Source organism: Microbacterium sp. (genome assembly GCF_049650565.1).
Classification (GTDB): Bacteria; Actinomycetota; Actinomycetes; order Actinomycetales; family Microbacteriaceae; genus Microbacterium.
The window spans coordinates 23,752-44,606 of sequence record NZ_JBASAK010000053.1; the positions used below are offsets into that span (position 1 = coordinate 23,752).

The 20,855-nt window shown below is 70.1% G+C and carries 25 protein-coding genes; 14 read left to right on the forward strand and 11 right to left on the reverse strand.

Annotated elements, in window-relative coordinates; genetic code table 11:
• The 6 genes from sufD to WA967_RS09640 all read left to right on the forward strand — a co-directional run bounded on the left by sufD (position 1) and on the right by WA967_RS09640 (position 5,388).
• On the forward strand, positions 1 to 1,200 hold the full coding sequence (sufD, locus tag WA967_RS09615) for a Fe-S cluster assembly protein SufD (RefSeq protein ID WP_424421723.1): 1,200 nt from the start codon (positions 1 to 3) through the stop codon (positions 1,198 to 1,200).
• Positions 1,197 to 1,523: a non-heme iron oxygenase ferredoxin subunit gene (locus tag WA967_RS09620; protein ID WP_424421726.1), complete on the forward strand. Its 327-nt coding sequence runs from the start codon at positions 1,197 to 1,199 to the stop codon at positions 1,521 to 1,523. Before sufD ends, WA967_RS09620 begins: the two co-directional genes overlap by 4 nt.
• The gene (sufC, locus tag WA967_RS09625; protein ID WP_424421728.1) at positions 1,524 to 2,294 is read left to right on the forward strand and encodes a Fe-S cluster assembly ATPase SufC; all 771 of its coding nucleotides are present in this window, start codon (positions 1,524 to 1,526) and stop codon (positions 2,292 to 2,294) included.
• Between the two features lie 9 nt (positions 2,295 to 2,303).
• On the forward strand, positions 2,304 to 2,633 hold the full coding sequence (locus WA967_RS09630; RefSeq protein WP_424421730.1) for a metal-sulfur cluster assembly factor: 330 nt from the start codon (positions 2,304 to 2,306) through the stop codon (positions 2,631 to 2,633).
• A 161-nt stretch (positions 2,634 to 2,794) separates the two neighbouring features.
• The gene (locus WA967_RS09635; RefSeq protein WP_424421732.1) at positions 2,795 to 3,973 is read left to right on the forward strand and encodes a MalY/PatB family protein; all 1,179 of its coding nucleotides are present in this window, start codon (positions 2,795 to 2,797) and stop codon (positions 3,971 to 3,973) included.
• A complete protein-coding gene (locus WA967_RS09640) occupies positions 3,970 to 5,388 on the forward strand; it encodes an MFS transporter (RefSeq protein WP_424421734.1) in 1,419 nt (472 codons plus the stop codon). The genes WA967_RS09635 and WA967_RS09640 overlap by 4 nt, the downstream gene beginning before the upstream one ends.
• Here the strand turns inward: WA967_RS09640 and WA967_RS09645 are convergent.
• The gene (locus WA967_RS09645; protein WP_424421737.1) at positions 5,363 to 5,911 is read right to left on the reverse strand and encodes a TetR family transcriptional regulator; all 549 of its coding nucleotides are present in this window, start codon (positions 5,909 to 5,911) and stop codon (positions 5,363 to 5,365) included. The two genes, WA967_RS09640 and WA967_RS09645, sit on opposite strands and share 26 nt — an antisense overlap.
• A 75-nt stretch (positions 5,912 to 5,986) precedes the next feature.
• Between WA967_RS09645 and WA967_RS09650 the strand changes: the two genes are divergently transcribed.
• The 4 genes from WA967_RS09650 to WA967_RS09665 are packed head-to-tail and all read left to right on the forward strand — an operon-like array spanning position 5,987 to position 8,166.
• Positions 5,987 to 6,562 carry a biotin transporter BioY gene (locus WA967_RS09650; protein WP_424421740.1) on the forward strand — a complete coding sequence of 192 codons (576 nt, stop codon included), beginning with the start codon at positions 5,987 to 5,989 and terminating at the stop codon, positions 6,560 to 6,562.
• On the forward strand, positions 6,552 to 7,250 hold the full coding sequence (locus tag WA967_RS09655) for an energy-coupling factor ABC transporter ATP-binding protein (protein ID WP_424421742.1): 699 nt from the start codon (positions 6,552 to 6,554) through the stop codon (positions 7,248 to 7,250). Before WA967_RS09650 ends, WA967_RS09655 begins: the two co-directional genes overlap by 11 nt.
• Complete coding sequence (locus WA967_RS09660) at positions 7,247 to 7,843, forward strand: CbiQ family ECF transporter T component (RefSeq protein ID WP_424421745.1); 597 nt, start codon at positions 7,247 to 7,249, stop codon at positions 7,841 to 7,843. The genes WA967_RS09655 and WA967_RS09660 overlap by 4 nt, the downstream gene beginning before the upstream one ends.
• Positions 7,840 to 8,166, forward strand: coding sequence for a CHY zinc finger protein (locus tag WA967_RS09665; protein ID WP_424421747.1), 327 nt, complete (start codon positions 7,840 to 7,842; stop codon positions 8,164 to 8,166). The genes WA967_RS09660 and WA967_RS09665 overlap by 4 nt, the downstream gene beginning before the upstream one ends.
• 11 nt (positions 8,167 to 8,177) lie before the next feature.
• Here the strand turns inward: WA967_RS09665 and WA967_RS09670 are convergent, their stop codons facing one another.
• From WA967_RS09670 to WA967_RS09685, 4 genes are all read right to left on the reverse strand, one after another.
• On the reverse strand, positions 8,178 to 9,464 hold the full coding sequence (locus WA967_RS09670) for an acyltransferase family protein (protein ID WP_424421750.1): 1,287 nt from the start codon (positions 9,462 to 9,464) through the stop codon (positions 8,178 to 8,180).
• Positions 9,465 to 9,560: 96 nt separating this feature from the next.
• Positions 9,561 to 10,235, reverse strand: coding sequence for a response regulator (locus WA967_RS09675; protein WP_424421752.1), 675 nt, complete (start codon positions 10,233 to 10,235; stop codon positions 9,561 to 9,563).
• Positions 10,232 to 11,467: a sensor histidine kinase gene (locus WA967_RS09680; protein WP_424421754.1), complete on the reverse strand. Its 1,236-nt coding sequence runs from the start codon at positions 11,465 to 11,467 to the stop codon at positions 10,232 to 10,234. Before WA967_RS09680 ends, WA967_RS09675 begins: the two co-directional genes overlap by 4 nt.
• 84 nt (positions 11,468 to 11,551) lie before the next feature.
• Positions 11,552 to 12,205 (reverse strand): DedA family protein, encoded by a 654-nt coding sequence (locus WA967_RS09685; protein ID WP_424421756.1) that lies wholly within the window; start codon positions 12,203 to 12,205, stop codon positions 11,552 to 11,554.
• 177 nt (positions 12,206 to 12,382) lie between these two features.
• Between WA967_RS09685 and abc-f the strand changes: the two genes are divergently transcribed.
• From abc-f to WA967_RS09700, 3 genes are all read left to right on the forward strand, one after another.
• On the forward strand, positions 12,383 to 13,981 hold the full coding sequence (abc-f, locus tag WA967_RS09690) for a ribosomal protection-like ABC-F family protein (RefSeq protein WP_424421758.1): 1,599 nt from the start codon (positions 12,383 to 12,385) through the stop codon (positions 13,979 to 13,981).
• 74 nt (positions 13,982 to 14,055) lie between these two features.
• A complete protein-coding gene (wecB, locus tag WA967_RS09695; protein ID WP_424421760.1) occupies positions 14,056 to 15,339 on the forward strand; it encodes a non-hydrolyzing UDP-N-acetylglucosamine 2-epimerase in 1,284 nt (427 codons plus the stop codon).
• Positions 15,326 to 16,741: a glycosyltransferase gene (locus WA967_RS09700; protein WP_424421763.1), complete on the forward strand. Its 1,416-nt coding sequence runs from the start codon at positions 15,326 to 15,328 to the stop codon at positions 16,739 to 16,741. Before wecB ends, WA967_RS09700 begins: the two co-directional genes overlap by 14 nt.
• 33 nt (positions 16,742 to 16,774) lie before the next feature.
• Here WA967_RS09700 and WA967_RS09705 read toward each other — a convergent pair whose 3' ends face one another.
• The 5 genes from WA967_RS09705 to WA967_RS09725 all read right to left on the reverse strand — a co-directional run bounded on the left by WA967_RS09705 (position 16,775) and on the right by WA967_RS09725 (position 19,267).
• Complete coding sequence (locus tag WA967_RS09705; protein ID WP_424421765.1) at positions 16,775 to 17,215, reverse strand: RpiB/LacA/LacB family sugar-phosphate isomerase; 441 nt, start codon at positions 17,213 to 17,215, stop codon at positions 16,775 to 16,777.
• A gap of 75 nt (positions 17,216 to 17,290) precedes the next feature.
• Positions 17,291 to 17,863: a GrpB family protein gene (locus tag WA967_RS09710; protein ID WP_424421768.1), complete on the reverse strand. Its 573-nt coding sequence runs from the start codon at positions 17,861 to 17,863 to the stop codon at positions 17,291 to 17,293.
• 32 nt (positions 17,864 to 17,895) lie between these two features.
• Entirely contained in the window at positions 17,896 to 18,711 is an 816-nt protein-coding gene (locus tag WA967_RS09715) for an SURF1 family protein (protein ID WP_424421770.1), read from the reverse strand.
• Complete coding sequence (locus tag WA967_RS09720; RefSeq protein WP_424421773.1) at positions 18,708 to 18,905, reverse strand: hypothetical protein; 198 nt, start codon at positions 18,903 to 18,905, stop codon at positions 18,708 to 18,710. The genes WA967_RS09715 and WA967_RS09720 overlap by 4 nt, the downstream gene beginning before the upstream one ends.
• Positions 18,902 to 19,267, reverse strand: a complete 366-nt coding sequence (locus WA967_RS09725) for a DUF3099 domain-containing protein (RefSeq protein ID WP_424421775.1) — start codon at positions 19,265 to 19,267, stop codon at positions 18,902 to 18,904. Before WA967_RS09725 ends, WA967_RS09720 begins: the two co-directional genes overlap by 4 nt.
• A gap of 135 nt (positions 19,268 to 19,402) precedes the next feature.
• Here WA967_RS09725 and WA967_RS09730 point away from each other — a divergent pair, with 135 nt between their 5' ends.
• Positions 19,403 to 20,113 carry a beta-ketoacyl-ACP reductase gene (locus tag WA967_RS09730; protein WP_424421778.1) on the forward strand — a complete coding sequence of 237 codons (711 nt, stop codon included), beginning with the start codon at positions 19,403 to 19,405 and terminating at the stop codon, positions 20,111 to 20,113.
• Positions 20,114 to 20,120: 7 nt separating this feature from the next.
• Here the strand turns inward: WA967_RS09730 and WA967_RS09735 are convergent, their stop codons facing one another.
• Positions 20,121 to 20,807 (reverse strand): alpha/beta fold hydrolase, encoded by a 687-nt coding sequence (locus tag WA967_RS09735; RefSeq protein ID WP_424421780.1) that lies wholly within the window; start codon positions 20,805 to 20,807, stop codon positions 20,121 to 20,123.
• Between the last annotated feature and the right edge of the window lie 48 nt (positions 20,808 to 20,855).

The window sequence follows — 20,855 nt, forward strand, 5'->3', positions numbered from 1 at the left end:
ATGACGGCCCCTACACAGGCGCCCGCAGAGGCGGCGCCGCGCACAAGCGCGCACATCGACCCCGCAGCCCAGGTGACCAAGGCCGGCTTCGTGCCGGTGCAGGTCCGCAACGAGCGGCCCCGCTCCTACGAGCCCGCCGACTTCGGCGTGCCGACCGGGCGCGAGGTCAACTGGATGCACACCCCGATCGCTCAGCTGAAGCCGCTCTTCGAGCCGGCCGCGGCGAACGACGGCGTGTCGTACAGGATCAGCCACGAGCAGTACGTGCAGCCCGCCCTGGCACGCGGCACGGCTCCCCGCGGCGAGTTCTTCGTCCCCGAGGACCTCATCGCCGCCGTGGCGTGGCAGAGCTCGGCGGATGCCCTGCATCTGACGATCCCGACCGAGGAAGTCGTCACCGACCCGATCTTCGTCGAGATCACCGGCAACGGCGGCCGCGCTGACGCCCACATCGTGGTCGAGGCGCTGCCGCACAGCTCCGCCACGATCGTGATGCGTCACTCCGGCACCGCGCAGTACGCGCAGAACGTCGAGATCATCGTCCGCGACGGCGCCAAGCTCACGCTGATCACCGTGCAGCAGTGGGCCGACGACGCCATCCACGCCGCGTCCCACCAGGCGCGCGTGGACCGCGATGCCGAGCTCACGCACTTCATCGTCAGCTTCGGCGGAGCCGTCGTGCGGGTGAACCCTCACGTGGAGCTCGCGGGGACCGGCGCCACGGGCAAGCTGTACGGCCTGACCTTCGCCGACTCCGGTCAGCACCTGGAGAGCCAGGTGTTCCTGCACCACAAGGGCGAGCACACCGTCGGCGACGTGCTGTACAAGGGCGCGCTGCACGGCGCCAGCGCGCACAGCGTGTGGGTGGGCGACGTGCTCATCGGGCGCGACGCCACCGGCACCAACTCGTACGAGGCCAACCGCAACCTGGTCCTGACCGAGGGCGCGCGCGCCGACTCGACCCCGAACCTGGAGATCGAGACCGGCGACATCGTCGGCGCCGGTCACGCCAGCGCCACGGGCCGCTTCGACGACGAGCAGCTGTTCTACCTGCAGGCTCGCGGCATCGCCGAGGCCGAGGCGCGGCGCCTGGTCGTGCTGGGCTTCCTCACCGAGATCGCACAGCGCATCCGCATCCCGGAGCTGCAGACCGAGCTGCTCGACGCGATCGACGCCGAGCTCGCCGGAGTGCAGGCGTGACCGCGCATCGCGCCTGCGGTGCGAGCGAACTCGAGCAGGACACGCCGCTGCGCGTCGAGCTCGACGGCGTCGCGATCGCCATCGTCAAGGACTCCGCAGGCGACATCCACGCGATCGGCGACCGCTGCACGCATGGCGACGTCTCGCTGTCCGAGGGCTTCGTCGAGGGTGACACGCTGGAGTGCTGGGCTCACGGCTCGCGCTTCTCTCTCATCACCGGCCAGCCCCTCAACCTCCCCGCTTACGAGCCCGTCCCCGTCTACGTCGTGAACGTCGACGGCGATGACGTGCTCATCGACCCTACTGTTCTTAAGGAAGTCTGAATGTCTGTTCTCGAGATCCGCGACCTGCACGTAACGGTCGAGACCGATCAGGGCACGACGCCGATCCTCAACGGCATCGACCTGACGATCAAGACCGGTGAGACGCACGCCATCATGGGCCCCAACGGCTCCGGCAAGTCCACCCTGGCCTACACCATCGCCGGCCACCCGAAGTACACCGTCACCGGCGGCACCATCACGCTGGACGGCGAGGACGTCCTGGCGATGACCGTCGACGAGCGCGCTCGTGCCGGCCTCTTCCTCGCCATGCAGTACCCGGTGGAGATCCCCGGCGTCACCGTGACGAACTTCCTGCGCACTGCGAAGACCGCGCTGGACGGCGCCGCCCCCTCGATCCGCCAGTGGACAAAGGAGGTCAAGACCTCCATGACCAACCTGCGCATGGACCCGAAGTTCGCCCAGCGCAACGTGAACGAGGGCTTCTCCGGCGGCGAGAAGAAGCGTCACGAGATCCTGCAGCTCGAGGTGCTCAAGCCGAAGTTCGCCGTGCTCGACGAGACCGACTCCGGCCTCGACGTCGACGCGCTGAAGATCGTCTCCGAGGGCGTCAACCGCGCCAAGGACACCACGGGCCTCGGCCTGCTGCTCATCACCCACTACACCCGCATCCTGCGCTACATCCGTCCGCAGTTCGTGCACGTGGTGGTCAAGGGCCGCATTGCCGAGGAAGGCGGCGCCGAACTCGCCGACCGCCTCGAGGAAGAGGGCTACGACCGCTTCCTTGACCCCGCTGCACCCATCGAAGCGTAGGCTTGAACCATGGTTGCAACGCTGACCGACGAGAAGTACGACGAGGTCACAGAGGCTCTGAAGGACGTCATGGATCCCGAGCTCGGGATCAACGTCGTCGACCTCGGGCTGATCTACGATCTCGCCTGGGATGACGAGAACGACGCCCTGGTGATCCACATGACCCTCACCAGCGCGGGATGCCCGCTGACCGACGTGCTCGAGGAGCAGACAGCTCAGGCGCTGGACTCCGTGGTGGACCGCTTCCGCATCAACTGGGTGTGGATGCCGCCGTGGGGTCCCGAGCGGATCACCGATGACGGGCGCGACATGATGCGCGCGCTCGGCTTCGCGATTTGATATGTCACGGGTCACGGCCGCGAAGCGGACGTGACGCGTGGGCATATCACGATTGAGCGAACACGCCGAAGGCGAGTGAGTCGAGATCCAGACGATGCTCCGAAGGGCACGGCCGTGCGACGGCCGTGCCCTTCGCCGTACCCGTCGGTAGGCTCGGACCCATGACCGTCACACCTCTGCGCGCCCTCACCCTCGCCGAGCTGCGAGAGCGCAGCAGCGAGAAGTGGCGCGAGTACCCGGACGACGTGCTGCCGCTGTTCGTGGCGGAGACGGACTTCCCGCTCGCGCCCGCCGTCCAGGCGGCCCTGGAGCGCGCGGTGCGCCTGGGGGACACGGGGTACGTGGCCTCCCGCACGCCGCTGCCCGACGCATATGTGGCCTTCGCGCAGCGCCGGTTCGGCTGGAGGGTCGATCCCGCGCGCATCCGCACCACCGTCGATGTCAGCATGGGCATCGTCGAGATCCTGCGCCGCGTCATCGCGCCGGGGGAGCGGGTGATCGTCACTCCGCCCATCTACCCGCCGTTCTTCGAACTGGTCACCGAGGCCGGCGGCGTCGTCGAGCGCGTGCCGCTGCGCGATGACGGTTCGAGCTGGCAGCTCGACCTCGACGGCATCGAGCGGGCCCTGGCAGGCGGCGCGCGTGCCGTGCTGCTGTGCAATCCGCACAACCCCACCGGATCGGTGCCCAGCGCCTCGAGCCTGGACGGAGTCGCCCGACTCGCCGAGAAGTACGGCGCGGCTGTCGTCTCCGACGAGATCCATGCGCCGCTGGTGCAGCCGGATGCCGGTTTCACGCCGTTCCTGGCCAGCGGTGAGGCCGCGACCCGCGTGGGCTATGCGGTCACCAGCGCCAGCAAGGCCTTCAACCTCGCAGGGCTGAAGTGCGCCCTGATGATCACGGCCTCCGATGCCACGACGGCCGTGCTGCGCTCCCTGCCCATCGAGGTGGTGTGGCGCACGGGGCAGTTCGGGCTGCTGGGCTCCGTCGCCGCGTTCGCCGAGGAGAGCGACAGGTGGTTGGACTCTCTGCTGGCCACCCTCGACGAGAACCGTCGACTGCTGGCGGACCTGCTGTCGACGCACCTTCCCGAGGCGCGCTACCGCATGCCGGACGCCGGCTACCTGGCCTGGGTCGATCTGACGGGACTCGGCTGGGGGCCGAATCCTGCCAAGCAGATCCTCCGCCAGGCGCGAGTCGCCCTGCACTTCGGGCCGGCTTTCGGCGCCGAGGGCGCCGGGCACGTGCGGATCAACATCGGCACGAGCCCTGAGATCCTCACCGAGGCCGTCGAACGCATCGCCCGCGTGCGCGCCGCTGTCGACGCGGCACAGGGGTGAGCGCCACCGCCGCGCCGACGATCTGGGACCGCGAGCGCCTGGGCATCACGATCGGCACCGTGGTGCTGATCTTCCTCGCCGCCATCGAGGCGCTGGCGGTGACGACGGTGATGCCGGTGGTGGCCGACGATCTGCACGGCGAGGCCCTGTTCGCGGTCGCGTTCTCGGCGACGCTCGCGACCGGCGTGATCGGCATGGTCGCGGTCGGCGCATGGAGCGACCGCTCCGGTCCTCGGGGGCCGCTGTACACGGCCGTCGTCCTGTTCGCCATCGGCCTGGTCATCTCCGGGCTGGCACCGGACATGCTCACCTTCATCGCCGGACGCCTCATTCAGGGCCTCGGCGCCGGCGGGCAGACCGTCGCGCTCTACGTCGTGGTGGCTCGGATCTATCCGCCGCAGCTGCACGGCCCGATCTTCGCCGCGTACGCCGCCGCCTGGGTGGTGCCGTCGATGATCGGCCCGTTCCTGGCCGGCGCCGTCACGGAGTTCCTGCATTGGCGCTGGGCCTTCCTCGGGGTCGCGATCCTCACCGCCGCGGCTTTCGCGCTCGTCGCCGCCCGACTGCGCGGCGTGTCCCTGCGGGCGGATGCTGGAGACGCGGCACCCGTCGAAAGCGCCGCCGCCGATTCGAACTCCGCACCGCGCCGGCGGATCGGCATCGTGACCCGCATGCTGCTGGCCGTCGTCGTGGCGGTGTCCGCAGTCGCCGTCGGTTTCGCCGCTGACCTGCCGGAGAGCCTCGGCGGGGGCGCGCTGGGCGGACCGCTGGCCGCCGTCGGGGTCGTCGTGATCGGTGTCGCGCTGCTGCCGCTGCTGCCGGCCGGCACCCTGCGCGCGGCGGCAGGGCTGCCCAGCGTCGTGCTCATGCGCGGGCTCGCGGCCGGTGCATTCTTCTCCGCCGAGGCGTACATCCCCAGGCTGCTCATCGACAGGTTCGACTTCTCGCCGACCATCGCCGGCCTCGCGCTGACGCTCTCCGCCCTGGGTTGGTCGGGGGCATCCGCCGTGCAGGGACGCTACGGCGACGTGCTGGGCAGCAGGCGCATCGTCTGGATCGCCGCGGCTCTCATGACCGTGGGATTCAGTGCGGCGCTGCTGGTGAGCGTCATCGATGCCGACCCGTGGCTGGTGGTGATCGGCTGGGGCTTCGCAGGCGGGGGAATGGGGCTGCTGTACCCGCGACTGACGGTGCTCACACTGGCGTACTCGACCACCGCCGACGAGGGCTTCAACTCCTCGGCCCTGTCCATCTCCGACTCCACGGGGTCCGCCGTGCTGATCGCGCTGGCGGGGCTCGGGTTCGTGCTGCTGCCCATCGCCGGCGTCGGTTACATCACGGTGTACGTGCTGGCTCTCGGCATCCTGGCCCTGGCGCTGCTGCCGGGCCTCAGGATGGGCGACGGCGGGCGCTGAGCTCGGCGAACCCGTTGACGCCCGCGGTGAAGACCGCTTCGGCATCCGGAGTGGGATCGGCGTCATCGGATGCCGTGGCGCCGATGCTCTGCGCGTGCATGCGCTGCTGCAGCAGCATCGTGTGGCCGAGGATGAACTCGAACAGGGCGTCCGCGGCGGGCTGATCCTCGCCGTCCAGCGCGAGCAGCAGGGCATCCTGCGCACGTCGCGCGCCCAGGCGCAGCGCATAGGTGCTCAGCACGACCTCCGCGCCGTCGCGGCAGGCCAGCAGGGCATCGCGGATGGAGCGCGCGACCTCGGGCAGGGGCGTGCGAGCATCCGGCTCCGGCACGGTGCGGAGGATGCTGTCGGCGACCGCCGCGAGCAGCTCCTGTTTGCTCGCGAAGTGCCAGTACAGCGCGCTGGGCTGCACGTCGAGCTCGGTGGCCAGGCGGCGCATGGACAGGTCGGGCAGGCCGACCTCGTCGAGCAGGCGCAGGGCCGTGGCGACCACACTGAGACGGTCGTGTCGAGTGGGAGGCATGCGACCAGTATAGTGAACAGCGTTCAGGTGAACAGTGTTCAGGACGCGACCCGCGCGTTTCCGGAAGGAGCCCTCATGACAGAATCCGCTCGCCCCCTCGGCGCGGATCTCGCCCGCATCGCCGTGTTCGCGGCGCTGATCGTCGTGCTCGGCACCGTCGTGGTGCCCGTTCCCGGCGGAGTGCCCATCACCGCGCAGACGCTCGGCGTCATGCTCGCGGGCCTCGTGCTGGGCGCGCGCCGGGCGCCGCTGGCGATCCTCGTCGTACTGGCGCTGGCCGCTGCGGGCCTACCGGTGCTGGCAGGAGGGCGCGGCGGGCTGGGCGTCTTCGTCGGCCCCTCGGTCGGCTACATGATCGGCTGGATCGCCGGTGTCGTCGTGATCGGCCTCATCGCGCACCGCGCGCGCTTCACCTGGTGGCGGGCCGGCATCGCCGCGCTGGTCGGCGGCATCCTCGTCATCTACCTGTTCGGCATCCCCATCCAGGCGCTGATCACCGGCGTGCCGCTGGGCCCCACGATCCTCTCCAGCCTGGTGTTCCTGCCCGGTGACCTCATCAAGGCCGCGGTCGCCGTGCTGCTGGCCGTCGCCCTGCGCCGGGCCTACCCTCGCGCGTTCCCCGCTGCGCGACGCGTCGCACATGCGGGCTGACGCCGTCGTCACCGACACGGCGATCCACTGCGCGCGTGTGGGATACGCGGTCGACGACGCGGTGCTGCTGCACGACGTCGATCTGGAGCTGACCGCCGCGCGCACGGCGATCATCGGCGCCAACGGCTCCGGCAAGTCCACCTTCGCCCGGCTGCTCAACGGCCTGCGGACGCCCACGACCGGCAGCCTTCGCGTGCACGGTCTGGGCCCGGTGCGGGACGCCGCGGCGCTGCGCCGGCACGTGGGATTCGTGTTCACGAACCCCGAGGCGCAGATCCTCATGCCGACGCCGGCCGAGGACCTCGCGCTGTCGCTGACGCACGTTCCACGCGTCGAGCGCGCCGCACGCGTGGCCGAGATCCTCGGGCGCTACGGACTGGCCGAGCGCGCCGACGTGCCGGCATCCGATCTGTCCGGCGGGCAGCGGCAGCTGCTGGCGATCGCCGCCGTGCTCGCGACGGAACCCGGTCTGGTCGTCGCCGACGAGCCGACCACGCTGCTCGACCTGCGCAACGCGCATCGCGTCGGCGAGCTGCTGCTGGGCCTCGACGTGCCCGTCGTGCTCGTCACGCACGACCTGGAGCTCGCCGCGCACTGCGATCAGGCGGTGTGGTTCGACGACGGCGCCGTCCGCGCCGTGGGCGAGCCCGGTGAGGTCATCGCGGACTACCGGCGGAGCTGCGCATGATCTCCCTGTACCGGCCGGGGAACGGCATCCTGCATCGGATGCCGGCAGGAGCGAAGCTGGCTGTGCTGGCCGTCGCTGCACTGCTGCTGTCGCTGCTGCGCCTGGGCATCCCCGCCACGGCGGCGGCCCTGGTCGCGGTCTCGCTGCTGTATCCGGTCGCATCGCTGCCGCTGCGCGCCCTCGGTGAGGCGTGGTGGCGGCTGCGCTGGCTGGTCCTCGTACTGGGCGGGGCGCTGTGGCTGTTCACCTCGGCGACGGATGCCGTTGTCAGCACAGGCCGGGTCGTGGCGCTGCTGCTGCTGGCCGAGCTGGTCACCCGCACCACGCGGATGGGCGACCTGCTGGAGGTCTTCCGCAGCATCGTCCGGCCGCTGAAGCGGCTGGGGGCGGATCCGGATGCGGTGGCGCTGACGCTCTCACTGACCATCGCCATGATCCCTGTGATCGCGGGCTTCGCCACTCAGGTGCGCGACGCGCAGCGCGCCCGCGGGGTGCGGCTGGGGCCTAGAGCGGTGCTGCCGCTGCTGGTGCTCACGATGAAGCACGCCGACGACGTGGGCGATGCACTCGCCGCGAGAGGGCTCGCACGATGATCACGATCGGCGGGATCGTCGTGCGGGGCGCGGCGGTGGATGCGCAGACCCGCTGCGTGCACTACGCAGGCGCGGTCGATGTCGTCGCGCTGCGGTTCCGCTGCTGCGGCGACTGGTACCCGTGCTTCCGTTGCCATGACGGCGCCGTGGCGCACGAGCGCCTGGTCTGGCCCGCCGCGGACGCGGATGCCGTCGTGGCGCTGTGCGGATGCTGCGGAGCGACGATGACCCTCGCCGAGTACGAGGCCGCGCCGGAGTGTCCCTCGTGCGGTGCGGCGTTCAACCCGCGCTGCGCCCTGCACCATCATCTGTACTTCGCCTGACGTCGTCGCGCTCATGCCGCGGCGAGTTCGGCTGAGCGCGCCCGCTCCACCGCCACCCGTGCGGCGCCGTCGGGACGCACGATCCGGAGTGCCACCAGCCAGCCGGCCACCGCGACCGCCGCGGTCAGGGGCGAGGTGCCCATCACGAGCAACAGGAGCACGGCGGACACGGCGATGAGCACTGCGCCCATCGTCCGACGGGGTTCACAGCGGCCGGAGGCCGCACGATGCTGCTCGATGCGGGCGAGCGGCACGCTCAGCGCAGCCGTGAGGGCGAAGACGGCAACCAGCCAGAGCGGCCGAGTCACCCACCATTCAGGACTCGCCGGCGCCGGCAGCGCCGAGCCGGACGCCAGCGCCCACAGCGCGAGGCCGCCCGCCATCGTCAGCAGCACGGGCATGTGCCAGAGGTAGACGGTCATCGTCCGGCGTGACACGAACGCGGTGATCGCGGCGGGGAGCGGATGGCGTGCGAACGCGCTGATCCGGTCGCGCAGAAGCGAGAAGGCCGCAGTGTGCGCGACGCCGACCAGCAGCAGGGCGGTCGTGGGCGGGTTGATGTTGGCGATGAGATCGGGGGAGTGGATGCCCAGCGCGAACGATGCGGCGAGCAGCAGGACGGCGGTCGTCATGGCGGCCGCCCGCGTGCGGCGACCGAGGGCATCGATCCGTCCGTCGGCGAGGAGGAAGCCCAGCTGCTGCAGCGTGAGCCAGACGAAGAGCAGGTTCGCGAACCCGATGCCGTCGACGCCCGTCGCGACGCGCAGCGCGTCGACCAGCACGGCTGCGGTGGCGAGTGCTGCGAGCGTCGTGAAGGCATGGGTCTCGTGCAGGCGGAGCATCAGGGGCAGCAGCACCTGGCAGAGCAGGAAGACGCCCAGGAACCACAGCGGCTGGCCGAAGCGGTAGCCGGCGGTGGCCACCAGATCGGCGGGGACGCCGAACCAGGCGAGCACGGTGAGCAGGATTCCGGCCACCGCGACCGTCGCGACCGCCGGCCGGATCAGACGGTGCAGCCTGGCCGCCGCGAAACCGGCGCCGTCGCCACCCCGCGCCCTGCTGCGTCGCAGCGCCACCGCGCCCGAGAACCCGCCGATGACGAAGAACAGGGGCATCACCTGCACGAGCCAGCTGACCGGAGTCAGCCACCATCCGCTGTCGCCGGCGTTCTCGAACACCGGTCCTCCCGCGGAGACGGTCACCCCGACCATCAGAGAATGCAGCAGGATCACGATCATCACGCATCCGGCGCGAACGAGATCGACAGCGGTGTCACGGTATGGGGGGACGACGGTCATGGGAGCCTCCTCGGCGGGTTCACCGGAAGGCTAGGGAGACGGTGCCCGCGCGGGCATCACCCGTCCGTGCCGTCGTGCCCCCTACCGCGGGGGGAGTCAGAGGGCCGGCTCGACGAGCCCCGCGTCGTACGCGAAGATGACGGCGTGCACCCGGTCGCGCAGCGACAGCTTCGAGAACACCTTGCCGACGTGCGTCTTCACCGTCTGCTCGGCGATGAACAGCTCGGCGGCGATCTCCGCATTCGAGCACCCGCGGCCGATGAGGGTCAGCACCTCGCGCTCCCGTTCGGTGAGGTTCGTCAGCGCGGTGCGGAGGGATGCCGCGGCACGGGGCCTGCGGGAGGAGAAGTGCTCGATCATCCGACGGGTAACGCTGGGCGCGAGCAGGGCGTCGCCCGCCGCGATCACCCGCACGGCGCGGACCAGGTCCTCGGTCAGTGCGTCCTTCAGCAGGAAGCCGCTGGCTCCGGCCTGGAGCGCGTCGTACACGTAGTCGTCGATGTCGAAAGTGGTGAGCATCAGAATGCGCGGCACGCGCGCCGCAGGGAAGTCCGGACCCAGGATGCGGCGAGTGGCGCCGATGCCGTCGAGCTGCGGCATCCGCACATCCATGAGCACCACGTCGGGTTCGAGCCTGGCAGCGAGCGCGACCGCCTCCAGTCCGTCGGACGCCTGCGCGACGACGGTGATTCCCTCCTGGGCGTCGAGGAGCGCGGCGAAGCCCGCCCTGACCATGCCCTGGTCGTCGGCGATGAGCACGCGGATGGTCATCTGATCTCCTGGTTCGCGTCGAGGGGGAGGGCGGCGGACACGCTCCAGCCGCCCCGGTCGTCAGGCCCGGCCACCAGAGTGCCGTCGAGCATCGCCGCGCGCTCCCGCATGCCGAGGATCCCGTGTCCGGAGCTCGAGTGCGCAGCCATCGACGCGCGAGTGGGCGGATCATTGCGGATGCTCAGCTGCAGCCCGCCGTCGGCCATGCTGATCCGCACGGCGATGGCGGCGCCGGGAGCATGGCGGAGCGCGTTGCTGAGGGACTCCTGCACGATGCGGAACGCGGCGACGTCCGTGCCGGAGGGGATCACGGCATCCGGCAGCACCGTCACGAGCTGCACGACGCCGCCCGTGCGACGGATGCCCTCGACGAGAGCGGGGATGTCGGCGATCCCCTGCTGCGGCGCGGTCGGCGCTGCCTGGTCCTCGGTGCGCAGGACGCCGAGCAGCCTGCGCATCTCCGTGAGTGCGGAGCGCGCTGTGGCGGCGATGTCCTCGAATTCCGACAGTGCGGACTCGGGGAGGCCGTCGACGCGGTATCGCGCGGTCGAGGACTGCACCTGGATGACGGACATGCTGTGCGCGACCACGTCGTGCAGCTCCCGCGCGATCCGCGTGCGCTCCTCCACGAGCAGCCTGCGGGACTGCTCAGAGGCGGTGGCCAGGCGCTCGCGGCTCAGATCCGCCCTGGCGCGCCACAGCGACTGCATCAGCATCGACAGCAGCAGCACGCCCCCGCCCACCGAGGTGACGATGACGAGGTTCGCGATGGCTGCGGCCGTGCTGACGGCGCCCGGCGGGTCGATCCCCAGGATGAGCGTGCCCAGCACGGGCAGGAGCCAGGCCGCCAGACCCATCCGCCAGTCGCTGCGCAGCGTGAGGATGATGATCAGGACGAACAGGCTCACCATCGCCGGCGGCGACCACGGCCAGGGCAGGCTCGCGGCCGCGTCGGGGATCGGCGCAGGCAGTGCCGTGGCGGCGACGGTGAAGACGGCGATCGCCAGCCGCGGAAGGCGCAGCGCCAGCGGGAGGGCGCCGCAGAGGGCACCGCCGATCAGGAAGACGAAGCTCCGGGTGTCGGCATAGCTGGTGATGTGCACCGGCACGAGCACGGAGAACAGCGTCACGGCGGCGACGGCGACGAGGACGATGCCCCAGACCCGTCGCCTCGACATGCGCGTCGGCGTTGCACCGCGGGCGCGCACGGGCTGCTCGCGTTCCCTGCTCATGCGTCCATCCTGTCAGGGAGCCCGGTCACGGGCATCCCTCCGGGGTACGGTCCTGATCCCCGTGCGCAGGACGAGAGCGAGCTCTCAGCATTCGACCAGTACCGGCTCGTCCTCGGCCCGTGCTCCGGCGTCCCCGGCGCGTCGCCGTGCAGCGGCGATGCGGTCCACTGCCACGCCCACGAGCGTGGCGACCACGACGCCGATGACGGCGGCGAGGAGCGGCTGGTCGGCGAGCCAGCTCCCGGCGAGCATGCCGATGACGGCGCCGTACAGCGCCCAGGTCGCGCCGGCGATGAGGCTGACGGGGAGGAAGCGCCGCCAGGAGTATCCCAGCGCGCCGGCGGAGATGTTCACCGCCACGCGACCGATCGGGATGTACCTCGCGCCGATGATGAGCGTCGCGGCGCGGCGGCTCAGCGCGCGCTGAGCGTGGTCGAACGCGGCGGCGATGCGCGGGCGCCGCATCCAGCGGAACCTGCTGGTGCCGATCGTGCGGCCCAGCGCGTACGCAAGGTTGTCGCCGACCATGGCGCCCGCTGCCGCCGCCACCACGAGGGCGATCACCGAGGGCCAGGCGCCGGAGGCCGCGGCGGAAGCCGCGCCGGCGACCAGCACCGTCTCGCTGGGAACCGGAGGGAGCACGGCATCGATCGCGGCCACGGCGAACATCGCCAGCAGCAGCCAGGGGGAGGCCGCGGCGGCCAGGAAGAAGTCGTTGACGGCGGTGATGATCTCCACGTTCCCGACGGTAGGGGGCGGACAGCCGGGCGCACATCAGACCAGAGGTTCATTCCCGTCATACCCGGGTCTGGTTCTGGTGGCTCCCGACCCGGCCGGCGGTGCGGCCCGCGGGGCCACGTATACTGGTCAGCTGGCCACTCGGCCGGTTTCCACCTTCGAAGAACGGATGCTGCTGTGCTCGCCGTGCACGACCTCGAGATCCGCGTGGGCGCCCGCGTGCTCATGTCGGATGTGTCCTTCCGCGTCGCCGACGGCGACAAGATCGGACTGGTCGGTCGCAACGGAGCCGGGAAGACCACGCTCACCAAGGTGCTGGCAGGGGATCTGCTGCCCTCCGAGGGCAAGGTCACCACCTCCGGCGAGCTGGGGTACCTGCCGCAGGATCCCCGCTCGGGAGATCCGGAGATGCTGGCGCGTACGCGCATCCTCGATGCCCGCGGCCTGGGCACCCTGCAGCTGGGCATGTCCCAGGCATCGATGAACATGGCATCCGACGATCCGAAGATCGCCGAGCGCGCCATGCGCAAGTTCGCCAGTTTCACCGAGCGGTTCGAGACGGCCGGCGGCTACGCGGCCGAAGCCGAGGCAGCATCCATCGCCAACAACCTCTCGCTGCCGGACCGCATCCTCGACCAACCGCTGAAGACCCTCTCCGGCGGTCAGCGTCGGCGCATCGAACTGGCGCGCATCCTGTTCTCGGATGCCGGGACCATGATCCTCGACGAGCCCACCAACCACCTCGACGCCGACAGCGTCGTGTGGCTGCGCGAGTTCCTGAAGGGGTACAAGGGCGGGCTGATCGTGATCAGCCACGATGTCGAGCTGGTCGGCGAGACCGTGAACAGGGTGTTCTACCTGGACGCGAACCGCCAGGTCATCGACATCTACAACATGAACTGGCGCAACTACCAGCGGCAGCGCGTGGCCGACGAGGAGCGCCGCAAGAAGGAGCGCGCCAACGCCGAGAAGAAGGCCACCCAACTGCAGCTGCAGGCTGCGAAGTTCGGAGCGAAGGCGACCAAGGCCGCCGCCGCGCACCAGATGATCGCCCGCGCCGAGAAGCTGCTGAGCGGCCTGGAGGAGGTGCGCCAGGTCGACCGCGTGGCCAAGCTGCGCTTCCCGAAGCCCGCGCCCTGCGGGAAGACCCCGCTGATGGCATCCGGGCTGTCGAAGTCGTACGGCTCGCTGGAGATCTTCACCGATGTGGATCTGGCGATCGACCGAGGCTCGAAGGTGGTCGTGCTGGGGCTGAACGGCGCCGGCAAAACCACCCTGCTGCGCATTCTGGCGGGCGTCGACAGGCCCGACACCGGCACGCTCGAACCCGGCCACGGACTGAAGATCGGCTACTACGCGCAGGAGCACGAGAACCTCGACGTGAAGCGGTCGGTGCTGCAGAACATGATGTCCGCAGCGCCCGACATCACCGAGACCGAGGCTCGCAAGGTGCTCGGATCGTTCCTCTTCACCGGTGACGACGTGCTCAAGCCCGCAGGAGTCCTCTCGGGCGGTGAGAAGACGCGCCTGTCGCTGGCGACGCTGGTGGTGTCCTCGGCCAACATGCTGCTGCTGGACGAGCCCACCAACAACCTCGACCCGGCCTCCCGTGAGGAGATCCTCGGCGCGCTCGCGCATTACGAGGGCGCCGTGGTGCTGGTCTCGCACGACCCCGGCGCCGTGGAGTCGCTGAACCCCGAGCGGGTGCTGATCCTGCCCGACGGCGTCGAGGACATCTGGAACCACGAGTACCAGGAGCTCATCGAGCTGGCCTGATAACCGCGCGGGAGTCGCTATCGTGAGGGAGGGGCCTCGCGAAGGGCGGGGTGATGCGGCGAGAGAGGGCGCGCATGATTCCTTACGGTGAGCGCACGCGTGTGCTCGTGGTGGTCGGCACCAGACCCGAGGCCATCAAGATGATCCCGGTGATCCGGGCGCTGCAGGATTCGGGCACGTTCCGGCCCGTCGTGATCTCCACGGGTCAGCACACCGACCTCGTGGACGATCTCATCCGCCGGGTGGGCATGCGAGTCGACGCGAATCTGCGCGCATCGGAACCCGTCGACGGCGTGCGTCCGACGCTGAACGCGATGTTCGCGCGGGTGATGGTCGGCATCGACCGGGTCTGGTCGAGCGAGACGGTGCCCGCCGAGTACGTCGCAGACGGGCGCCGGGGCGTGGACGGTGCGGTCGCCTGCCTCGTGCACGGCGACACGAGTTCCGCGGCCGCGGCCGCCCTGGCATCCTTCAACCTGCAGATCCCCGTGGTGCATGTCGAGGCGGGGCTGCGCACCTCGAACCTGCTGTCCCCGTTCCCCGAGGAGGGGAACCGCCAGCTGATCTCCCGCATCGCCGCGCTGCATCTCGCGCCGACGGCCGACAACAAGATGAACCTCGTGCGCGAGGGAGTCGACTACGACCGGATCGTCGTGACCGGCAACACCTCGATCGACATGCTGCACTGGGCCGCGGGCCAGGAGGGCGGTTTCGGCGCAGGGCTGGAACGGCTCGAGGTCGATGCGGCCCACCCCCTGGTGCTCGTGACCGCGCACCGCCGGGAGAACTGGGGCGAAGGACTCGTCCGGATCGCGGCCGCCGTGCGCGTGCTGTCGGAGCAGCAGCCCGATGCGCGGTTCGTCGTGCCGATGCATCCGAACCCGGTCGCGCGGCAGCCCATGCTCGATGCGCTGGGCGGTCGTGACAACGTCTTCCTCGTCGAGCCCCGAGAGTACGCCGACTTCGCCCGGCTGATGGCCGCGGCCAGGCTCATCATCACGGACTCCGGCGGCGTGCAGGAGGAGGCGCCCTCGCTCGGCACACCCGTGCTGGTGGCGAGGGACACCACCGAGCGCGGGGAGGGCGTGCAGGCGGGGACTCTCGTGCTCGTCGGCGCTGACACCGATCGCATCATCGGCGAGGCGACGGTGCTCCTCCAAGACGACGTCGAGCATGCCCGCAGGGCGTCCCGGGCGAATCCGTACGGCGACGGGAGAGCGTCCGAGCGCATCGTGCAGGCCCTCGAGCACGTGCTGCGCGATGGCCCGCCTCCGCAGGAGTTGAACGGCACGGGCCTGCGCTCGGCCGTGCGCCGCAGGCTGGGCCTGGTGGAGGACGCGGTCGATGCCGGCGCCTGAGGAGATCTGGACAGCGGCCGTGCGGTGGCTCGACGAGGTCATCGGGTTCATCGTGCACATCTACGACGGGCTTCCGCTGTGGGCGCTGCCGATCTTCATCGTGGCCGTCGTCCTGATCATCGCATCGACGTTCTCGCTGGTGGTCCTCGCCGTGCGTGCAGGGACGCAGCTCCGCCGTGCCGCCCTGGCCGAGGCCAGCGGCGGTGATGTGGCGGACGAGAGCGACTATCTGTGGGTCTTCATGGTGCCCGCGCTCAACGAGGAGACGGTGATCGCCGACTCGGTCGGCCGGCTCTCCGAGGTGCGCGTCACGCACAAGCGCATCCTCGTGATCAACGACGGATCGGATGATCGCACGGGGGAGGTGCTCGACGGCATCCGCGAACCCGATCTCACGGTGCTCACGCGTGTCGCGCCGGATGCCAGGCAGGGCAAATCCGAGGCGCTGAACGACGCCTGGCGGTACCTGCACCGGGTCGTGCTCGGAGAGGGGACGTACCGGGGATGGGACCCGCAGCGGGTCATCGTGACCATCGTCGACGCCGACGGGCGGCTGGACCCGATGGCGGGCCGGGTGGCCCGGTTCTTCGCCGACGAGCGTACGGGAGGTGTGCAGTCGCAGGTGCGCATCTACAACCGGGGCAGCCTGCTGACCATCGCGCAGGATCTCGAGTTCGGCGTCTTCGGCACGGTGTTCCAGTTGGGGCGCACGGGCTGGGGCACGGCGAACATGGGCGGCAACGGCCAATTCAACCGTCTGGCGGCTCTCGACGAGATCGCCGTCGAGGACTCCGAGGGCAGGATCGGTCCTTGGCGGGCGGGTCGTCTCACCGAAGACCAGGACATCGGGCTCCGGCTCATCCACTCGGGCTGGCGAGGCGCGCAGTCGTCGACGGTGACCATCGACCAGCAGGGACTGCACTCGCTGCGGGCGCTGTACCGTCAGCGCACGCGCTGGGCGCAGGGCGGCTGGCAGGTGCTCGACCTGCTCGGGCCGACGTTCCGCAACCCGCACATCGGTGCAGTGGCGAAGTGCGACGAGCTCTGGTACCTGCTGACTCCTGTGGTGCAGGCCTGGGTGGGTCTGTCGGTCGTGCTCAGCGTCGTGTTCCTCGCGACGGGGATCTCCCGCCCGCCGCTCACGGTGTTCATCGTCGTGCTCGCGTACGTGTTCTCCGCCCTGCCCGGTGTGATCGGCGTGCTGCTGGCGCGCAGGGGCCGTGGACTGTGGGGCTTCATCGTCGGCGTCGTGCTCGCCCATCTGTATCTGGTGTACTCGTGGCTCATCTACCCGGTCGTGTACCGTGCGCTGCTCCGACAGCTGACCGGTGCGAAGGGCTGGGCGAAGACGAAACGGGAGGCGATCGCGCCCGCGGACCCCGAGGACGCCGTGGAGCCGTGATCCCTGCCTCCGCAGTTCGCGGCGGGTGCCGCGTCAGTCCGCCTCGAACTCGGCGACCTCGACCAGCCTCTGCGCGTAGGCGCCGGCCGGGTCGTGTCGCAGGTCGAGCCAGACGTCAAGGAGCGCGACAGCCGCGGCCGGCGCGATGACGTTCTGGCCCATGCAGAGGATCTGCGCGTCGTAGTTCTGCACCGATCCTCGAACGGTCACCAGGTCGTGTGCGGTCGCCGCGCGGATGCCGCGCACCTTGCTCGCGGCGATCGCGGTTCCGATGCCCGTGCCGCACACCAGGATGCCGCGGTCGGCGCGGCCGTCGACGATCTCCTGCGCGGCGTGGAAGGACACCGCCGGATACGTCACATCCGGGGTGGACAGATCGATCACCTCGTCCACCCGTGCATCCGATTCCAGGTACGCCTTCATCGCGTCCTTGAGCTGTGCGCCGTTGCCCGGTGCTCCGATCACGATGCGCATGGCATCACCACCCGTCCTCGCCCTGATTGTAGCCAGGCGGATGCCGCGCGGGCGCAGCGGTGCAGAACTGCGGACTCACGACCCGTCGCCGCGGCGGGCGGTGATGAAGTCCGCCTTGCCGTCGATGTAGGCCAGGCGGTCCTCCGGATGCCGGGTGGCGAGGGCGCGCTTGAGGGCGCCGTAGGCATCGCGATCGGTGGGGTTGGCGCGCAGATGATCGCGGAAGGCGCGATAGCGGCGGATGTCCTCCGAGCCCTCTTCGACGACGTGCACATTGGCCAGGCGAACCATCGGCTCCAGCTCGTAGCCGTACATGCGGTCGGGGCGGATGCCGTTGCCGTCCCCGCGCACCAGCATCCCGAGTCCGGTCAGCCAGCCGTCCAGCGAGGAGAGCAGCGTTCCCGGGTGCACGGCGATCCCGATGTCGAGGATCGCCTTGGCATCCAGTCCGCGGACAGCAGTCGACCCGATGTGCTCGATGGCGATGACGGATGCCGGCGCCGTGGCTGCCAGCACTGTGTGCACGTCCGCGAAGGTCCTGGCCCAGGCATCCGACGCCGCCGCGATGTCCACGACGCCGCGCCGCAGGCCCAGATCGGAGTCCGTGAATGCGGCGCGGAGGGCATCCGAAGGTGAAGGGGACTGCATCTCCCAACGCTACCGGGATGTGCGCCGACCACTCACCGGGCGGCATCCTCGAGCAGCGCGTCTTCGATGTCGGCATCCCTGTCACGGCGGCGGCGCGGAGGCCGAGGAGCACGCTCGCCGGACTCCTCCTTCGACTTGATGATCTCGGTCCGGATCACGTAGAAGATGAAGATGAAGCCCATCACCGCGAACAGGATCCACTGGATCGCGTACGACAGGTGCGGGCCCGGATCCTCGGTGGGCACATCGAAGCCGCCCAGAGCGGCGTGGGGAGCGGGCTTCTCGGATGCGAGCAGCGCGTACGCGCCCGTGATCAGGTCGGGGTTCACCTGCGAGGCGATCAGCGGCAGGTTGATGGTCGGCACCTGGCCCTGCGGTGCGCTGCGTCCCGACGCCGGCAGCGGCTCACCCGGCTGTATCCGCGCCACCACGGTCACCTCGCCGGACGGGGGAGCGGCAATGGCGGAGGGGGAGCTGTCTTCGGCAGGTGGCACCCAACCGCGGTCGATGAGGAGGACCCTGCCTTCGGTCGTCCGGAACGGGACGAGCACTTCGAAAGCGCTGGTCCCGCCGTGCGGGCGGTTGCGCGCCAGCACCTGCTGGTCGGCGAGGTACTGACCGCGCAGCTGAACCGGATGCCACTCGCGGGACGCATCCAGCGTGCCGTCGGGCTTCACGGCCTCGTCGAGGGGGATGGGCTTCGCGTGGTAGTTGCGCTGCACCAGCGAGATCTCGGTGGCCTTCTGGTCGTTGCGATGGAACTGCCAGTTCGACAGGAATGCGCATGCGATCGCGAACACGACCGCGACTGCGAGATAGCCCGTCCAACGCAGCAGGCGCTGCTTCACTCCGGAAGTCCTTCATGCACCTCGACGGGGAACTCCCGATTGCGCAGGTAGTCGCTGAGATACCCGACGTGCTCATCGCACGCCAGCCAGATCTTGCGTCGGTCCGCGCTGTGGATACGGGGATTGCGCCACACGATGTAATGGGTCGCCGCTTCTCGGCACTCGGCGCGGGCGCACTCGAACGGCACGCTCATGATGCACTCCCCTCGTCGGGGGCGGGACGCCCGGTCTCATGGATCGTGATCACCTTCGGCTGCGCGGGCTCCTCGACGGGCGCGGACGGTGTCGCCTCGATCTCCAGTTCCGGCGACTCGACGGTCACCGGGGTGCTGTCGGCACCCGCGTTGGCATAGACGACCGCGATGTACGGCAGGAAGATCGCCCCGGCCGCGAACACGAACGTCCACCAGTGGATGGGATCGACCACAGCCATCAGGATGAAGCACACCGTGCGGATGCCCATCGTGATCGCGTAATGGCGCACCCGACGCTTCGCCTCGTCCGTCGGCGACTCCGGAAGCGAGGTGACTGAGGGCGCATCTCGGGTGTGTCTCACGATGCCTCCAGCCTACGCCGTGCTGGGGATCGCGGATGCCTCCGGCGCGGCCCGGTCGGGCGTCTCCGGCCCGCTGCTCCGAGCTCGGCAGTCGGTAGGATGGCGTGCGTTCATCCCCACAGGCAGGAGCCCCCCATGAGCACCGACCGCGTCGTCCTGATCACCGGTGGCAACCGCGGCATCGGCCGCGCCATCGCCGAGCGGTTCGTCCGCGACGGCTATCGCGTCGCGGTCACCGCGCGCAGCGGCGAGGGCCCGGAGGGCACGCTCACGGTGCGCGCGGACGTGACCGATGCCGCTTCCGTCGACGCTGCGTTCACAGAGGTCGAGCAGAAGCTCGGTCCCGTCGAGGTCGTGGTCGCCAACGCCGGAATCACCAAGGACACGCTGCTCATGCGCATGAGCGAGGACGACTTCGACAGCGTCGTCGCCACCAACCTCGGCGGCTCGTTCCGCGTCGTCAAGCGCGCCTCGAAGGGCATGCTGCGCGCGCGCTTCGGCCGCGTGATCCTCATCTCCAGCGTCGTGGGCCTGTACGGCTCGGCCGGGCAGACCAACTACGCCGCGTCGAAGAGCGCGCTGGTGGGCTTCGCGCGTTCGCTCACGCGCGAGCTGGGCGCCCGCAACATCACGGCGAACGTCGTGGCCCCCGGGTTCATCGAGACCGACATGACCGCGGAACTGCCCGAGGAGACGCAGAAGCAGTACAAGGCCAGCATCCCCGCCGGCCGCTTCGCCACGCCCGACGAGGTCGCCGGAGCCGTCGTCTGGCTCGCCGGCGACGACGCCGCCTACATCTCGGGCGCCGTCATCCCCGTCGACGGCGGCCTGGGCATGGGGCACTGAATCCCGGTCAGCCCTCCAGCGCCGTGACGATCGCTGCGGCCAGCCGATCCGGCATCGAGAACTGCGGCCAATGGCCCGAGCCGAGTTCGACGACCCCGGCATCTTCGATCGCGTGGAACTCGTCGGCGTACGGACCCCACTCGCTGATCGTCTCCTCGAGCGCCTCCTCGTCCAGGCTGCCCATCAGCAGCGTCACCGGCACCGCATACCGGCGATCGTCGACCAGCCGGATCGGATCCGTGGGGACTCGCGCGGGAACGCTCAGCGTCCGAGACGCAGTCCGCGTCCTGGTGGCGGCGTCCAGATCGTGCACATCCTCGTCGGGGAAGAAGTCCCAGCCCGGGAACGGCACGACCCCGTCGACGACGTCGAACTCGCTGATGCCCCGACCCGCGGGCGGCGGCACCGTGTCGACGAAGACGACGCGCGCGACGCGCTCGGGCCTGGCATCCGCCGCCCCCCAGACGACATTGCCACCGCCGGAATGCCCGACCAGCACGACCGGCCCGTCGAGTTCGTCCACGTCGGCGACGACGGCCGCGACCCAGTCGGCCATGCCGATCTCCGGTGCCGGCTCTCCGACACCGGGAAGAGTGAGCGGATGCGGGGCGTGCCCCGCGGCACGCAGGCCGGGCAGCACGTCGTCCCACGAAGAAGCATCCAGCCAGAGCCCCGGAACCAGGATGATGTCCATGACGTCAACGCTAACCGGGGGCGCCGACATCGTCGAGGGGCGATGCTC

What these genes read in the sequence shown, in the direction of transcription:
- sufD (WP_424421723.1), top strand. Translation starts at nt 1, where the DNA reads ATGACGGCCCCTACACAGGCGCCCGCAGAGGCGGCGCCGCGCACAAGC.
- sufC (WP_424421728.1), top strand. Translation starts at nt 1,524, where the DNA reads ATGTCTGTTCTCGAGATCCGCGACCTGCACGTAACGGTCGAGACCGAT.
- WA967_RS09630 (WP_424421730.1), top strand. Translation starts at nt 2,304, where the DNA reads ATGGTTGCAACGCTGACCGACGAGAAGTACGACGAGGTCACAGAGGCT.
- WA967_RS09635 (WP_424421732.1), top strand. Translation starts at nt 2,795, where the DNA reads ATGACCGTCACACCTCTGCGCGCCCTCACCCTCGCCGAGCTGCGAGAG.
- WA967_RS09645 (WP_424421737.1), bottom strand. Translation starts at nt 5,911, where the DNA reads ATGCCTCCCACTCGACACGACCGTCTCAGTGTGGTCGCCACGGCCCTG.
- WA967_RS09650 (WP_424421740.1), top strand. Translation starts at nt 5,987, where the DNA reads ATGACAGAATCCGCTCGCCCCCTCGGCGCGGATCTCGCCCGCATCGCC.
- WA967_RS09655 (WP_424421742.1), top strand. Translation starts at nt 6,552, where the DNA reads ATGCGGGCTGACGCCGTCGTCACCGACACGGCGATCCACTGCGCGCGT.
- WA967_RS09660 (WP_424421745.1), top strand. Translation starts at nt 7,247, where the DNA reads ATGATCTCCCTGTACCGGCCGGGGAACGGCATCCTGCATCGGATGCCG.
- WA967_RS09665 (WP_424421747.1), top strand. Translation starts at nt 7,840, where the DNA reads ATGATCACGATCGGCGGGATCGTCGTGCGGGGCGCGGCGGTGGATGCG.
- WA967_RS09670 (WP_424421750.1), bottom strand. Translation starts at nt 9,464, where the DNA reads ATGACCGTCGTCCCCCCATACCGTGACACCGCTGTCGATCTCGTTCGC.
- WA967_RS09675 (WP_424421752.1), bottom strand. Translation starts at nt 10,235, where the DNA reads ATGACCATCCGCGTGCTCATCGCCGACGACCAGGGCATGGTCAGGGCG.
- WA967_RS09680 (WP_424421754.1), bottom strand. Translation starts at nt 11,467, where the DNA reads ATGAGCAGGGAACGCGAGCAGCCCGTGCGCGCCCGCGGTGCAACGCCG.
- wecB (WP_424421760.1), top strand. Translation starts at nt 14,056, where the DNA reads ATGATTCCTTACGGTGAGCGCACGCGTGTGCTCGTGGTGGTCGGCACC.
- WA967_RS09700 (WP_424421763.1), top strand. Translation starts at nt 15,326, where the DNA reads ATGCCGGCGCCTGAGGAGATCTGGACAGCGGCCGTGCGGTGGCTCGAC.
- WA967_RS09705 (WP_424421765.1), bottom strand. Translation starts at nt 17,215, where the DNA reads ATGCGCATCGTGATCGGAGCACCGGGCAACGGCGCACAGCTCAAGGAC.
- WA967_RS09710 (WP_424421768.1), bottom strand. Translation starts at nt 17,863, where the DNA reads ATGCAGTCCCCTTCACCTTCGGATGCCCTCCGCGCCGCATTCACGGAC.
- WA967_RS09720 (WP_424421773.1), bottom strand. Translation starts at nt 18,905, where the DNA reads ATGAGCGTGCCGTTCGAGTGCGCCCGCGCCGAGTGCCGAGAAGCGGCG.
- WA967_RS09730 (WP_424421778.1), top strand. Translation starts at nt 19,403, where the DNA reads ATGAGCACCGACCGCGTCGTCCTGATCACCGGTGGCAACCGCGGCATC.
- WA967_RS09735 (WP_424421780.1), bottom strand. Translation starts at nt 20,807, where the DNA reads ATGGACATCATCCTGGTTCCGGGGCTCTGGCTGGATGCTTCTTCGTGG.